Origin of the sequence: Ascidiimonas aurantiaca (genome assembly GCF_037646345.1) — a bacterium.
GTDB classification, from domain to species: domain Bacteria; phylum Bacteroidota; class Bacteroidia; order Flavobacteriales; family Flavobacteriaceae; genus Ascidiimonas; species Ascidiimonas aurantiaca.
The window spans coordinates 134,863-151,239 of sequence record NZ_JBBEWR010000013.1; the positions used below are offsets into that span (position 1 = coordinate 134,863).

A 16,377-nucleotide genomic window follows, 5' to 3' on the forward strand; every position below is an offset into this window, starting at 1 on the left:
TTCTCATAATTTAAATCAAACCACTATAAAATTATCTTTTTGGCGCTAATGGCGTTCAGCATGCTTGTGCTATGATAAATTTTAAGCCAGCAGCTAAAAAGAAAAAAACAACCAAAAACACCCATTAAAACTTTATATCAATGAAAAGCATAGCTTATCTGGTTAAAGAACTTAGAGAAAAAGGAATTCAACTACGCGTAACCGGTGAAAATCTGGAAATATCTCATTCGTCAGAAGAAATAGATGCCCATACCCTTTCACAACTAAAAGACCATAAAGAGGAGTTACTCACGTATTTAAAGTCTTTTAATACTAATAAAAGTTTTGTTCAGATCCCAAGAGTAGAAGAAGCTGAAAGCTATCCAATTTCTGATGCCCAAAAACGATTATGGGTATTGTGTCAGTTTGAAGAAAGTTCGGTGGCCTATAACATACCTTCTCAAATAAAACTTGACGGGAGCTATGATCTCGAACTATTTAAAAAGGCCATTTATAAAGTGGTACAAAGGCATGAAATACTGAGAACCGTTTTTAAAGAGGATGCTACCGGAGAAATACGTCAGTGGATCATTCCTTTTGAAGATCTTCAGTTTGAGATAGGCTATCACGATTTCAAACAAGGAGGCATTACAGAGGCAAATACTTTTATGGAAAAAGATACTCTGCAGCCCTTTCATCTTGATAAAGGGCCATTATTCAGAGCAGCTCTGTTACAAATAACCCGGGATCAATACGTGTTTTACTACAATATGCATCACATAATAAGTGACGGGTGGTCTATGCAGGTATTGGCTAATGATGTATTTACCTTTTATGAAAAGCTAAAAGAAGAAAAAGAACCTGTTTTACCGCAGCTTAAAATACAGTATAGAGATTATACGGTCTGGCAACTGGCGCAGTTGGAAAACGAAGAATCTAAGACCCATAAAGCCTACTGGAAAGATCTTTTCAGAGAAACCATAACTCCCATAAGCTTACCGTCATCTAAAAAAAGGCCTTCACTTAAAACAAATACGGGGGCTACTCTTACCATGTTAATTTCCGAAGATATAGGAAAAGCACTAAAAACCTATACTCAGGATCAGGGAGGGACTATTTTTATGGGGCTTTTAGCCGTACTCAAATCATTGTTGTACCGATATACTTTTCAAAAAGACCTGGTAGTAGGAACCGCTATTGCAGGAAGAGAACATGCCGACCTGAAAAATCAGATCGGATTTTACGTGAATACATTAGCACTAAGAAATGTGATAGCACCTGAGGATTCGTTCAATACTTTTTTCCGGAAAGTAAAAGAGAATACGCTCAATGCCTACAGGCATCAGAACTATCCTTTTGACAGGCTGGTAGAAGATCTGGATATAAAAAGGAACGTAAGCAGAAATCCGGTATTTGACATCATGATGATCTTTCAAAACCTGAGTGAAGATATCCAGGTTCCTGAAGAAGAAAGCAACGCACTTAACCAGGTAGTCCCTAAAGGGAAAAGTGCTCCCAAATTTGATATCGATATCGATTTTCAAATGTTGGGAGACCAGTTACATTTTGAGCTGAGCTATAATTCCGATGTCTATGAAGATGAAATGATGCAGTCATTTATGAACCATTTCAGACAGTTACTGGTTCGTGTATTAGAAAACCCTGAGACCAAAATTAAAAATGTGGATTTCCTTACACAAGAGGAAAAAGCTGAATTGCTTTTCGATTTTAACAAAACAAAAGCAGCATACCCCAGGTACAGGTCTATTATAAAGATGTTTGCAGAACAGGTACACAAAACTCCGGATTTTATAGCAATTATTACAGAAAAACAACGCCTTACCTATTATGAACTCAACAAGATTTCAGATCGCTATGCTGCGTACCTGAGCAAGATCTTGAACGTGAAAAAAGGGGATAATGTAGTAGTACTGCTCGATCATGATGAGCATTTGATGCCTGTACTGTTAGCCATTAAGAAAATAGGGGCTGTGTACGTTCCCGTAGATCCTAAAACTCCCAAAAGCAGAGTTGACTATATTATTAAAGACAGTAACAGTACAGCATTTATAGACGGGATAGCGGTAGATGATATGGCTTCCTGGAATGCTTTTGAGAACGATGGTTTTACTTACAATTATAATGAAGATCACGATATAGAATTCATTATTTATACCTCCGGCTCAACCGGATATCCCAAAGGAGTTTTAATTACATCATCGGGTGTAAATAATCGCCTTAACTGGATGTGGAATAAGTATCCTTTTACCGAGGGAGAAGTGTGCTGTGCCAAAACCTCTATAAGTTTTGTAGATCATATATGGGAGCTTTACGGGCCTCTTTTACAGGGAATCCCTTTAGTATTTTACAAAAAAGAGCAGCTACTTGATATCCCGTCATTTATTAAAAGTCTGTACACCCATCAAGTTTCACGCATTGTGCTGGTGCCTTCTCTTTTAAAAGAGATTATTTCACACAGAGAGCTTGCCGAAGAAAGTCTGGCGCAGCTTAAAATATGGATAAGTAGTGGAGAAGTACTTAGAAAAAGTGATGTAGAAAAATTTTATTCGGTTTTCCACAGCAAAGATGTTCGCCTTATTAATATTTACGGATCTACCGAAGTAACTGCAGATGCCACTTACTATGACACTTATGATGAGTATAATAAATACAAAGATTTCGCTCTTTTTGAACATTCGGCAAAAGAGCGTATAGACAAACTGATATCCTCTCATGAGTATTCTGAAAAGATAGTAGCTTCTACCTGGGAAGAACTTTTAGAAGATAGTGATTTTTTAAGAGTGTCTTCTGAGTCTGATATGACTATTGATGCTTATTTAGACTTTTTACATGAAAAGATTGTACCTAATACGGTTAATGTAGGAGCCACTTCTTTCGTAGGGCATATGGCGAGTCGTATTCCCGCTATTTTCAGAGAAATTAATGCGTTAGTGGTTACCCTTAATCAAAACCAGGTAAAGATAGAAACCTCTATGGTATCTACATTAATAGAGAGGCAGGTAATAGGGATCTTTCACAACCTTGTATATCAAAACCCTCCGCAATTTTACAGTCAATATGTACAATCACCTAATAATGCTTTAGGAGTTGTTACCAATGGGGGTACCATGTCTAATTTAATGGCGCTTAACTATGCATTGAACAATGCTTTAGGACCCAAAGCAGCATTTCAAGGTGTTAAAAAAGAAGGGCTGGTAAAAGCACTGGACTTTTACGGGTATAAAGGCATAGTCCTGTTGGGGTCTTCCTGGTGCCATTATTCTTTCGATAAGGCTTTAAAGTTCATGGGGTTAGGGCAGGATGCCTTTGTGCCGTTGGATTTTGAAGGTAAAACCGATAAAGAGATCCGGGAGGAACTCAACCATACCATTACCCGATTGCAGAATGAAAAAACACTGGTATTGGGAATAGTAGGGATAGCAGGAGCAACAGAGTCGGGTAATATAGACCCGTTGGTAATACTCGGGGAAAAGGCAAAAGAATTTGGTATTCATTATCATATAGATGCTGCATTTGGAGGCGGCTTTCTGGTAGAAGATACCCTTAGAAAGAAATTTGAAGGAATAGCCCTTGCCCATTCGGTTTCTATATGTGCGCACAAACAGTTTTATATGCCTATTGGCCTGAGCGTATGTCTCTTCAAAGACCCTTCATTTGCCAATGCTTCAGAGAATAATACGCATTATCAGGCGCGAAAGGGAAGTTATGATCTGGGACGTTTTACCGTAGAGGGATCGCGTAATTTTATGAGTCTCATGTTACACGCAGCCTTCAGGGTTTTAGGGAAAGAAGGGTTCGCTCAGGTAATACGTCACAATTATACCTTAGCTCAGGAATTTGCCAGAATGATAGAAGAGCACCAGGAGTTTGAGCTTCTTTACAGGCCTGACCTCAATATAGTTCTCTACAGATATATTCCGATAGCGCTGCGGGGAAAACGACAGTTTACCGAAGAAGAACTTCTTTTACTGAACGATCTTAACCGGAAAATACAAAAAGAGCAATTTAACGGTGGGGACACTTTTGTTTCCTATACCAAAATAAAACAGGCAGGGAATCACGAAAGACATCTTGTTTTCAGGGCTGTTTTTATGAATCCTTATACCAACCGGAAAGATCTCTCTTCTGTTTTGGAAGAGCAAAGGTATCTCGCTGCTAAAATTGAAAACAGACCACATCTACCCGCCAAACTGCAACATTTTGAAAATGTTTCCATAGGCAAACCTATAGAGAACGTAAAAGTATATATACTGGATAGTTCCTTAAACCTGCTTCCGGTAGGAGTAACCGGGGAGATTTGCATTAGTGGTGATTGTGTTTCTGCAGGATATTTGCATAGTATTTCTGAAAATACCGGTCAATTTATTGAAAACCCTTTTGTAAAAGGAGAGCGTTTATTCAGGACCGGTGATATGGGACGCAGACTGTCTGACGGGAATATAGAATTTATGGGAAGAAAAGATGACCAGATCAAAATTAGAGGTAATCGCGTAGAACCCGGCGAAATTGAAAAATGTCTTCTTGAAAAAACTGAGATAAAACAGGTAGCTGTTAAAGCGCGAACTAACGAATCTCAGGAAAATGAACTCGTAGCTTATATAGTTTCAGAAGTGAAAGAGAACCCTGCAGCTCTTAAAAAGTTGTTAGGGAAAGACCTGCCCGAGTATATGTTACCTGCTTATTTTGTTCAACTGGATGCCTTTCCTTTACTGGTAAACGGGAAACTGGATAAAAAAGCACTTCCAGACCCTGATAGTAGATCCTTTAGGGCACAACAGGAATATATACCTCCAAGTACCGAAACCGAAGAAAAAATTGTTACCATATGGCAGGAAGTGTTACAAATACATGAACCTATAGGGGTAGAAGATGATTTCTTTGAACTGGGAGGGCACAGTATAAAAGCCACAAAAGTGCTTTCCAAAATAAACCGCGAGTTTGATGTAGAAATAAACATCAAGAACCTTTTTGTTTCTCCAACCATTAAAAACCTGGCTTCTCAAATAAACTTTCTAAAACAACAGGAAAAATTGAGATCAAAAACCACACTAAACGAAATTTCACTATGATGATTGATTTATTAAACCGAATTACAGAGGAAGGAATTGTTTTAGACATTGTTGACGGGGAGCTAAAACTTTTTGCTGATCAGATAGACATTGACATTTCTCTATTACAGGAAATAAAAGAGAATAAAAAAGAGATCGTAGCGTATCTTATTGAAACCGGTAGCCTTAGTACCAGAAAAAAGAAAGATACCCGCATACCCGCCGCTCCCGAAGCCAAAAGTTATCCGCTTTCTGACGGACAGCGCAGGCTTTGGATAATGAGTCAATATGAAGAAGGCGCTGCCGGGTACAATATGCCCTCCAAAGTATATCTGGAAGGATCATATAGCACAGAAAGTATTACAGAGGCTATGAAAGCCGTAGTAGAAAGACATGAGATCCTGAGAACCGTTTTCAGGATGGATGAAGAAGGTATGGTAAGACAATGGGTATTGCCCGCAGCCAGCTTCTCCTTTGAAATAGATTATCAGGATTTTAGAGAACATGCAAACACCAGTCATTTGGTTAGCACCTATCTGGAAGCCGATTCTTATAACAGTTTTGACCTGGAGAACGGCCCGCTTTTCAGGGCAGCACTTCTACAGATCTCTGATGATGCCTATGTTTTTTATTACAATATGCATCATATTATAAGCGATGGCTGGTCAATGAATATTCTTGCAAGAGATATACTGGCATTCTATGAAGCACAGAAAACCAAAACCACTCCCGAGCTTCCTGAATTACATATACAGTATAAAGATTTTACCGTATGGCAACGCTCTTATTTAGAAGAAGATCGTATCAAGGAACACAGAAACTACTGGCATGAAAAATTATCCGGAAATCTACCCGTTCTTGATTTTCCGTCAGCAAAATTCAGACCCGCAACCAAAACCTTTACAGGGAAAAGCCTGGGAACCCACTTGTCAGTCACCACGACCAAACGCCTTAAAAAATTTAGTCAGGAACAGGGAGGAAGTATGTTTATGGGGTTGCTCGCCGCCTGGAATGTACTCTGCTTTCGATATACTTCTGAGAATGATATTATAATAGGAAGTCCCGTAGCCGGCAGAGATCATGCAGATCTTGAAGATCAAATAGGCTTTTATGTGAATACATTGGCCCTTCGTAACCAGGTAGATGGTAAAGAGAGTTTTACCGAGTTTTTTCAAAGAGTTAAAACCACGACCCTGGAAGCTTATACCCATCAGGAGTATCCGTTTGATAAAGTAGTAGAAGATCTTGATTTGACCTATGAAAAGGGAAGAAGCCCTGTATATGATGTTTCTCTTACCTATCACAACACATATGATAAACATGCTTTTGATAAAGAAGAATATATAGAAAATGAAACGATAACAGATCTCGGGCCTCTTACCTGTAAAATAGATCTGGAATTGCATTTTAGAGAAACAGAGAATGCGTTCCATTTTATGGTTAACTATAATACCGATGTGTATGAGCAGGCTATGATAGAAAAACTCATGCTTCACTTTCGGGACCTGTTGCACCAGCTTTTAAATACCCCTCAGCTACCTCTGGAAGAAGTAGAGTTTATTTCAGAAAAAGAAAAGTACCAGATACTTTTTGAATTTAACGATGTCAAAACGCCTTACCCGGAAAATAAAACGCTTGTACAACTGTTTACGGAGCAGGCAGTAAAACATCCCGGTGCTATCGCATTAGTTTTTGAAAATACACAACTTACATACCAAGAGGTTGATGAAATATCTTCCAAATTGGCACGATACTTACAGGAGCAATATCACATTGAACCTGGTGATTATGTGGGGATCCTACTCAACAGAAGCGAATGGTCTGTACTAAGTATATTGGCTGTATTAAAAACAGGAGCAGCATATGTGCCGCTGGACCCGGAACTTCCCAATACACGAAAAAAATACATTGTGAATGATACCGAACTCAGGCTTCTTATCTCCGAGACAGAGTACATGTTTGAGTTGGGAGACTTCTACGAAGGTACCATATTCGCGGTAGATGTAGAGCAGAGTTTTCTGGAATGTGAACCCACTATACATACTGTGAACACAGATCCGCAATCAGTAGCCTATGTAATGTACACTTCCGGCTCTACGGGGAACCCTAAAGGAGTGGTAATTACTCAAAAACCTATAATACGACTGGTTAAAAACACCAATTATATTAAGATAGACCAGGAAGATGCTATACTGGGGCTTTCCAACTTTTCTTTTGACGGCTCTACTTTTGATGTTTTTATGCCCTTGCTTAACGGAGCAACACTTGTAATTTCATCTAAAGATGTTTTTCTAGACCTGGACAAACTGGAAGCTCTCATTACAGAACAAAATATCAGTGCATTTTTCCTTACCACTGTGTTTTTTAATACTATTACAGAAGCAAGGCTCAACTCTTTGCAAAATTTGAAGTACATTTTGTTTGGAGGAGAATTGGTCTCTGTAAAACACGTTCGGGAATTTAAAGAGCAGTATCCTAAAGTACGGCTGCACCACGTGTATGGCCCAACTGAAAACACCACGTTCTCTACATATTACCCCATTGAGACAGTTCCCGAAAATACAATAACCATTCCTATTGGGAGGCCTGTAGCCAACAGCACGGCATATATATTAGATGCTAATGATAAAATAGTACCCGTAGGTATTACAGGAGAAATATGCCTTGGAGGTGACGGCTTATCTGAAGGGTATTTGAAACAGGATGATCTTACCTCTGAGAAATTTGTAGAGAATCCCTATATAAAAGGAGCGTATTTCTATAGAACTGGGGATCTTGGTAAATGGATGCCTGACGGCAGTATCGTGTTTATGGGCAGAAAAGACCACCAGGTAAAAGTGCGTGGTCATCGTATTGAGCTCGGTGAAATAGAAAATGCACTTTTCAATTTAGAGTCTATAGAAAAAGCGGTAGTGACTGTGAGAGAAGCCACGGCTGGCGAAAAAGAACTGGTAGCGTATTTCATGTCACCGGGAGAAATTTCTGTGACCAATATTAATAACGCTTTGAAAGAGCGTCTTCCTCAATATATGTTACCGGCATATTATGTGCAGGTAAATGAGTTCCCGGTTACGTCTAACGGGAAAATAGACAAAAAACGTTTACCAGATCCTGCAGAGTCCAACCTTACCCAATCGGGCAATTACATTGCGCCCAGGAATACCAGTGAGGAGAAACTTGCCGGGATATGGGCAGAGATACTTCAGAAAGAAAGAATTAGTATCAATGATGACTTTTTTGATCTGGGCGGGCACAGCCTGAAAGTAACCCGGCTTATCAGTCAGATACATAAAGAATTCCAAGTTAAAATTGAACTCAAGGAACTTTTTATTACCACAACCCTGGAAGGGCAGGCACAACTAATAGAAAATGCATTGACCACTTCTTATGCAGAGATCCCGGCAGTACCCGTACAGGAGTCATATCCCTTATCATCTTCGCAGTCAAGACTATGGATATTGAGCCAGTTTGAAGAAGCAAACATAGCGTATAATATGCCCGCCGTTTTTGAATTTGAAGGTGATCTGGATTTTGAAGCACTTACCAAAGCTTTCAATACACTCATCAAAAGACATGAAAGTTTAAGAACTGTATTTGGGGCCGATGATGACGGAGTACCTTATCAGGTAGTGAAGCAACCGGAAGAAATGCCTTTTCAGTTAGAAGTAGCAGATTTTAGAAATGTTTCTGATCAAAAAGCAAAACTGAGAAAAGAGATACTTGAATACACTGCACTGCCTTTTGATCTTTCCAAGGGCCCCTTATTAAAAGCAAAAGCATATACGGTTGAAGAGAACAAATGGATATTTAGTTATGTCATGCATCATATTATTAGTGATGGCTGGTCTATAGATGTTTTTACCACCGAGCTTTTGAGTAACTACGATGCTTTTATAAACAACAGGGAACCTGAATATACTCCTCTGCGAATTCATTATAAAGATTATGCCTGCTGGCAGAAAAAACAATTGGAAGAAGGGAATTTTGCAGCACATCGGGAATACTGGACAGAACAGTTAGGAGGTGATCTCCCCGTATTACAGCTTCCAACGGATAATCCGCGCCCTTTAATACAAACGTACAATGGCAGTGTAGTTCGTACCGGTTTTGATAAAGAACAAACGGCTGCACTTAAGGCCCTATGTAAAGAGCAGGATGCCACCTTGTTCATGGGGCTGTTGTCATTACTAAACATTCTGGTGTACAGATATTCCAATTCAGAAGATATCATTTTTGGAACCCCTATTGCCAACAGAGAACATGCAGACCTTGACGGGCAAATAGGGTTTTACCTCAATACACTGGCTTTGAGAACCCGATTGAAAGGGACTGATAGCTTTAGAGAACTTTTGAAGAATGTACGGGAGCAGTCGCTTAACGCATACAGATATCAGGCTTTTCCTTTTGATGAGCTTATGATACTGTTGAACATTAAGCGTAACATGAGCCGCAATCCCATTTTTGATATTACCATTGCCTTACAAAATGCGACCAATACATATATAGAGTATAGCAGCGAACAGATCGAAGGACTCAGAGTAGGCCGATATGAAGAGGAAGCACATAAAGTGAGCAAGTTTGATATGTCTTTCGATTTTAGGGAAATAGACGATGTTGTTGAGGTAGATATGCAGTACAATACAGATATTTACAAGAAACAAACCGTTTCACAACTGCTGGTAGATCTTAAGTATCTCCTGGAAGCCGCAACCAAATCTCCCGATATGCCGGTTAATGAGCTTACCATGATAAGCCATGAGCAACAACAGGAAATACTGGCCCTTTTTGATAAGACAGAAGGATCAAACTATCAAAAAGAGTGTTTTACTACCCTTTTTGAGAAACGGGTAACCGAGGTTCCCGAACAAATGGCACTGGTATTTGAAGACCGCTCATTAAGTTATTCAGACCTGAATGCCAAAGCTAATAAACTGGCAAGATTTATTACCAGAGAAGGAGCTTTTGAAAAAGATGCTATTGTTGGGGTAGAATTAGAAAGAAACGAATGGCTGGTGATAGGGCTTCTCGCTATACTTAAAACAGGAGCTGCATATTTACCTGTTGATATAGAATATCCGGAAGACCGTAAAACATTTATGACCTCACAAAGCGGGTGTCGTTACGTTCTAAACCGTGATGAAATCACCAAATTTCTTGAAAACGAGGCATCGTATTCTGGTGAAAACCTGGAAACGGTTATTACACCCCACCAGCTGGCATACGTTATATACACGTCAGGATCTACCGGAAAACCAAAAGGAGTTATGATAGAACAACACTCTTTTGCCAATTTTTCCCAAGCATATGCAAAAGTATTTGGATTAACTGAAAAAGACCGGGTTATCCAACAGTCATCTATTTCGTTTGATATGCACGTAATGGAGATTTTCCCAGCCTTATTGGGAGGGAGCACTCTTTTAATGGGAACCAACGGTGGTAGGGACATAGGGGAACTGAAGGCATTAGTAGAAGAGCATAACGCCACTGTACTTAGTGCAACACCCCAGGCACTCAATGAGCTTAATTCGCTGGAAATCAATTTAAACAATTTAAGATTGGTATTGAGTGGTGGCGATAAGTTTAACAAGTCTTTCGTAACATATTTTATAGGAAAAGTTGAGGTGTATGATCTGTATGGACCCAGTGAGGTTACCGTTTGCAGTACATTTTTTAAAGTGGCAGACACAGAACAAAAAGTATCTATTGGTGAGCCCTGGCCCAATCGTCAGATAATGATCCTTAATGAGGCAGGCAAATTACAACCTTACGGGGCTACCGGAGAGATCTGCATAAGCGGTTCCGGCCTCGCACGCGGATACCTTAATAATCCCGACATTACCCGTGAAAAGTTTGTGCCACACCCTTTTAAACCCGAGGTATTAATGTACCGAACAGGCGACCTGGGTAAATGCTTTTCAGACGGAAGTATTGAGTTTGTAGGGAGAAAAGATGCACAGGTCAAAGTAAGGGGGTATCGTATTGAACTGGGTGAGATAGAAAGTACACTTCAAACCCACGCCAATATCCTATCTGCCGTAGTTGATATTCATCAGGAAGAAGGAAAACCCAAAGAGCTTATAGCGTATTTTACCAGTAATGCTTCTTTAAACGCATCTGAGATAAGAGCACATCTTTCCGCTCAGTTGCCGGGGTATATGATCCCTTCTGTATTCATTAAACTAAAACAGGTGCCACTCACGGCCAATGGGAAAATCAATAAGAGTAAGCTAAGTCTTAAAAGTGGTGAGATGGTAGCTTCCGGAGTGCCGTATGAAGCACCGGGGAATCATATTGAAAAACAACTGGTAGCTATATGGGAAGAACTTCTCAAGAGAGAGAAAATTGGAATTAACGATAACTTCTTTGAGTTAGGGGGGCACAGCCTGACCGTTACGCGTTTGTTAATGGAAGTAGAGAGGGTGTATGATGTAAAAATAAGGATAAAGAACATTTTTGAGGACCCTACAGTGAGAGGCATTAGCGAGCAGATAGCCTTTCTTATAAAACAACGTGAACTTGAAGAGAATAGTGAGACACTAAAGGAAATAAACATCGACCTATGAAAGAATTACTCAAACGAATTCAGGAACAGAACATCTTATTAAAGCTGGTTGACGGAGAGCTTAAGCTCTTTACTAACAACGCTGAGATTGATCCGGCAATCATATCCGAGATTCGGCAAAATAAACAGGCACTTATTCATTTTTTGTCTGATTTTGATGAAGATGAGGCGGCAGATACCAATAAAAAAGACATAGTTCCGGCAGAAAAATCGGAGCATTACCCGCTTTCATCATCTCAATTACGCATGTGGGTAGTAAGTCAGTTTGAAGAGGCCAGTCTTTCGTATCATATGCCCGGTGTTTTTAAACTGAAAGGAAAAATTGAGTTTACCAGGTTAGATAAAGCATTCAAAGACCTCATAGAGAGGCATGAAATATTGAGAACCCTGTTTAGGGAAGATACAGACGAAGTGCGGCAGTATATCCTTGAGCCTGAGGAGTTGGATTTTAGATTAGAAGAGGTAGATCTTACCGGTACCACCGCGCAGGAACAAGCCGTAGATGCCGTTATAAAAGAAGATCTACAGGTAAAATTTGATCTGGAAGAAGGCCCTTTACTACGTGGAAAACTCATTCGCTTGTCTCCATCAGATTCTATATTTTATTGCACTATGCATCACCTTATCAGTGACGGGTGGTCTATGGAGGTAATGATACGGGAACTGATGCTGTTGTATTACAGCTACGCAAAGCAAACGTCAATTACATTGCCACCACTAACAGTACAATATAAAGATTATGCTGTATGGCAACAGGAAAGATTAAAGGAAGGATATTTTGAAAAAGGGGCCGCCTACTGGAAAAATCAATTTGAAGGAGAATTACCAGTTCTGGCACACTTTGGAGATTACCCAAGACCTGCAACCAAAACCTATAACGGAGGGTATATTACGGGAAGTGTAAATGCCACTACTTATCGGTTATTTAAAGACTGGTGCCGTGAAAATAAAGGTACCTCCTTTATGGGAGCCGTAGCACTCGTAGGGGTATTACTCCATAAATACACTGCTCAGGAAGATATCATTATAGGAAGTCCGGTAGCAGGCCGTGAACATACCAGCCTTAAAGATCAAATAGGTTTTTATGTAAATACCCTCGCATTACGATTACGCTTTGATCGTAAAGACCCTTTTCAGAAGATGTTTGAAATGGTGAGAGACGTTACTATGAATGCGTATGATCATCAGAATTATCCGTTTGATGAGTTGGTGGAAGCTCTTAAAATTGAACATGATTTTAGCCGCAGCCCTTTGTTTGACGTAATGGTGGTATTGCAAAATGCCAATGGCGGATTGAGCAACATTTCAGAAATGTCTGAAGAGTTCTCAGTAGAACCCTATGAAACCATGGGACTGGTAGGAAGTAAATTTGATCTTTTGTTCTCTTTTGAAGAAACCAGCACCGACCTGAATATTAGACTGGAATATAATAAAGATATTTATGCACACGAGACTGCAGGCAGGCTCATCATGCACCTGCAACAAATTATAGATATACTGGCGCATACCCCACGCACCCCTGTAAATAAGATACCATTTCTGAGCGCTTCAGAAGAATACAAGTTGCTGGAAGAGTTCAACAAAACAAAGGTGGCTTACCCGAGTGATAGCAATATACCGGAACTTTTCCGCCGGCAGGCAGAAAAAACACCAGATAAGATCGCCATTATCAGTGGTGATGTGCATATGAGTTATGCAGAACTGGAGCAGTTATCAAATTCATTTGCTAACTATCTGGTTTCCGCACATCAGGTAGAGTTAGGAGACTTTGTAGGCATCCGTTTGCCCAGAAACGAATGGCAGCTTATTACCGTGTTGGGAACTCTTAAGGCAGGGGCTGCCTATGTTCCCATAGATACCGATTATCCAAAAGAAAGGGTAGCTCATATGCTGGAAGACAGTGCCTGTAAACTTCTTGTTGAAGACCAGATACTTCAGGAATTCCAATCGCAACGCACTATTTTTTCAGAAGAGTTTGCTCTTAGGGACCTAGAACCCGATCACCTTGCCTATGTTATGTACACTTCCGGATCTACCGGCCAGCCCAAAGGGGCTATGATAGCACATCAAAGTATAATAAGGCTGGTGAAAAACACCAATTATATAAACCTTACAGAGGAAGAAACCTTATTATCTACCGGGGCTTTTTCATTCGATGCGACCACTTTTGAGTTTTGGGGTATGCTCCTCAATGGTGGTAAACTGGTATTATGCGATCAGGATACATTGTTAGATTATGACAGGTTAACCCATATTATACGTGAGCAAGAAGTAACAGTTATGTGGTTTACTTCAGGTTGGTTAAATCTGTTGGTAGATGACCATATAGAGCTTTTTAAAAGTTTGCAAACCGTTTTGACCGGGGGCGATCGCTTATCAGTAAAACATATCAAAAAACTTTCCGAGACCTATCCGGCACTTACTTTAATAAATGCTTACGGGCCTACAGAGAATACTACTTTTTCAATTACATATCAAATACAGGCACCCGTAAATACTGCCATCCCCATAGGAGTGCCAATAAATAACAGTACCGCCTATGTTTTTAATGAAGATTTACAACTTTGTCCCATAGGTGTTACCGGAGAATTATTTCTTGGAGGTGATGGTATATCTAAAGGGTATCTTAATCAACCGGAACTGAATGCTATAAAATTTATTAATAATCCCTATAAAGAAGAAAGATTATACAGAACAGGTGACCTGGCTAAGGTACGCGCAAATGGGATTATAGATTTTGTAAGCAGGAAAGATACGCAAATGAAGATCCGCGGGTACCGTATTGAGCCCGGAGAAATAGAACATCATTTACAGGAAGTAAACGAAATAGAATCGGCCATAGTAAGGGCCCATGAAAATGATCACGGACTTAAGGAACTGGTGGCATATGTGGTAAGTGACCCTTCTTTAAATATTTCAGGATTACGATATAGCCTTTCAAAAGTGTTGCCGGCACATATGATCCCCGATCATTTTGTAATACTTGATGCATTGCCGCTTACGGCAAACGGCAAAGTAGATTTTAAACAACTTCCGGCTCCCAAAATAACCGTACCACAATCAGAAGAAACCTATGTAGCACCCGAAACCGAAACCGAGAAAAAACTGGCCCGAATATGGGAGACTGTACTCAGTATCAAACGCGTAGGGAAGTACGATGACTTTTTTGAACTGGGAGGTCATAGTCTGAAAGCCACCCGGCTTATCAATCAGATACATGAAGATTTCGGGATCAAAATCCCTTTCAAAGATTTTTTTGCCGCTACGGTATTAGAAATACAGGCGCAACTGGTAGAAGAAACGGCCGCTTCTCACTTTACCTTCATTCCTAAAGCCGAACCTGCCGATAGCTATCCCCTTTCTGCCACACAAAGAAGGTTGTGGATACTGAGCCAGTTTGAAGATGCTAATCCCGCATACAATATGCCAGGGGTTTATGAATTTAAAGGAGTGTTGAACAGGGAAGCTTTTGCTACATCATTTAATAAAGTACTGGAACGGCACGAGATCCTTCGCACCGTATTCAGAGAAGCAGAAGATGGCACTGTACAACAGGTAATACGATCTCAAAAAGAGATAGGTTTTCAGTTGAGTTATACCGATCTTTCACATAAAAACAATTCGCATACCCACCTTACAAATCATTTGCAGGAGATACTCATTCAGCCTTTTGATCTCTCCAAAGGGCCTTTACTTAGGGCAGGGGTATTCAAAATGAGTAAAAACACCTGGATCTTTGCTTTTACCATTCATCATATTATTAGCGATGGCTGGTCACTACAGGTACTTATGCAGGATGTTTTACATTGCTACAATGCATTGGTAAAAGGAATATCTCCAGAGCTGCCTCCATTGCGAATTCAATATAAAGACTATGCTCTGTGGCAGTTACAGGAACTAGGCGGAGACATTCAGGACAGCCATAAAACATACTGGCTTCAAAAGTTTTCCGGAGAAATTCCCGTGCTGGATATTAGTTTAAGTAAAAAAAGACCCCCTGTAAAAACCTATAGCGGTGCTGTTTATCACGGCAAAATAGCAAAACACCTCAGTGAGGCATTTGGAAAACTGCTTCAGGAAAGTGGTGCTACCTCATTTATGGGGCTTTTGAGTGCTGTAAAAGTACTTTGTCATCACTACACCCAACAAACCGATATTACCATAGGCACTCCTATGGCTGGCAGGGAACACATAGACCTCGAGGGACAAATAGGATTTTATGTAAATACACTGGCGCTGAGAACCCAGTTTGAAGCTACAGATAGTTTTATACATGTTCTCACCAAAGTAAAACAAACAGTACTTGAAGGATATGAACACCAAATGTATCCTTTTGATGAGTTGGTAGAAGCACTGGGCTTTAAACGGGATTTGAGCAGAAACCCGCTTTTTGATATTCAGGTTATTGTACAAAACAAAGAAGTGGCCTTAAAAGGTGCTCAACAGAAAATGGATGCACTGGAAGTGCAACCTTATCTGGGAGATATGCCTGCTACCAGTGTGTTTGATATGGTCTTTAATTTTATAGAAACTGATAATGGATATGACGTAAGTGTACTTTTCAATACAGATGTATATGCCACATCAGACGTAAATCAGTTATTCGGACATCTTACAAACCTGATATCTGATATTGTTAGCAATCCTCAGGAACCTGTTCGCTCCCTGAATATTTTATCTGATGAAGACCGTACATTGATCCTTGAGGACTTCAATTCATTAAAGTTAGACTATGACAGGGATAAGACAGTAGTAGATCTGTTTAAA

The 16,377-nt window shown here is 40.0% G+C and carries 3 protein-coding genes; all 3 read left to right on the forward strand.

Annotation, left to right across the window (positions count from 1 at the left end; genetic code table 11):
- Positions 1–140 precede the first annotated feature (140 nt).
- Positions 141–5,069 (forward strand): condensation domain-containing protein, encoded by a 4,929-nt coding sequence (locus tag WAO84_RS13810; RefSeq protein ID WP_340066514.1) that lies wholly within the window; start codon positions 141–143, stop codon positions 5,067–5,069.
- Positions 5,066–11,611 (forward strand): amino acid adenylation domain-containing protein, encoded by a 6,546-nt coding sequence (locus tag WAO84_RS13815; protein WP_340066515.1) that lies wholly within the window; start codon positions 5,066–5,068, stop codon positions 11,609–11,611. The genes WAO84_RS13810 and WAO84_RS13815 overlap by 4 nt, the downstream gene beginning before the upstream one ends.
- On the forward strand, positions 11,608–16,377 hold a 4,770-nt coding region (locus tag WAO84_RS13820; protein WP_340066516.1), incomplete at its 3' end, for an amino acid adenylation domain-containing protein. The genes WAO84_RS13815 and WAO84_RS13820, both read left to right, overlap by 4 nt.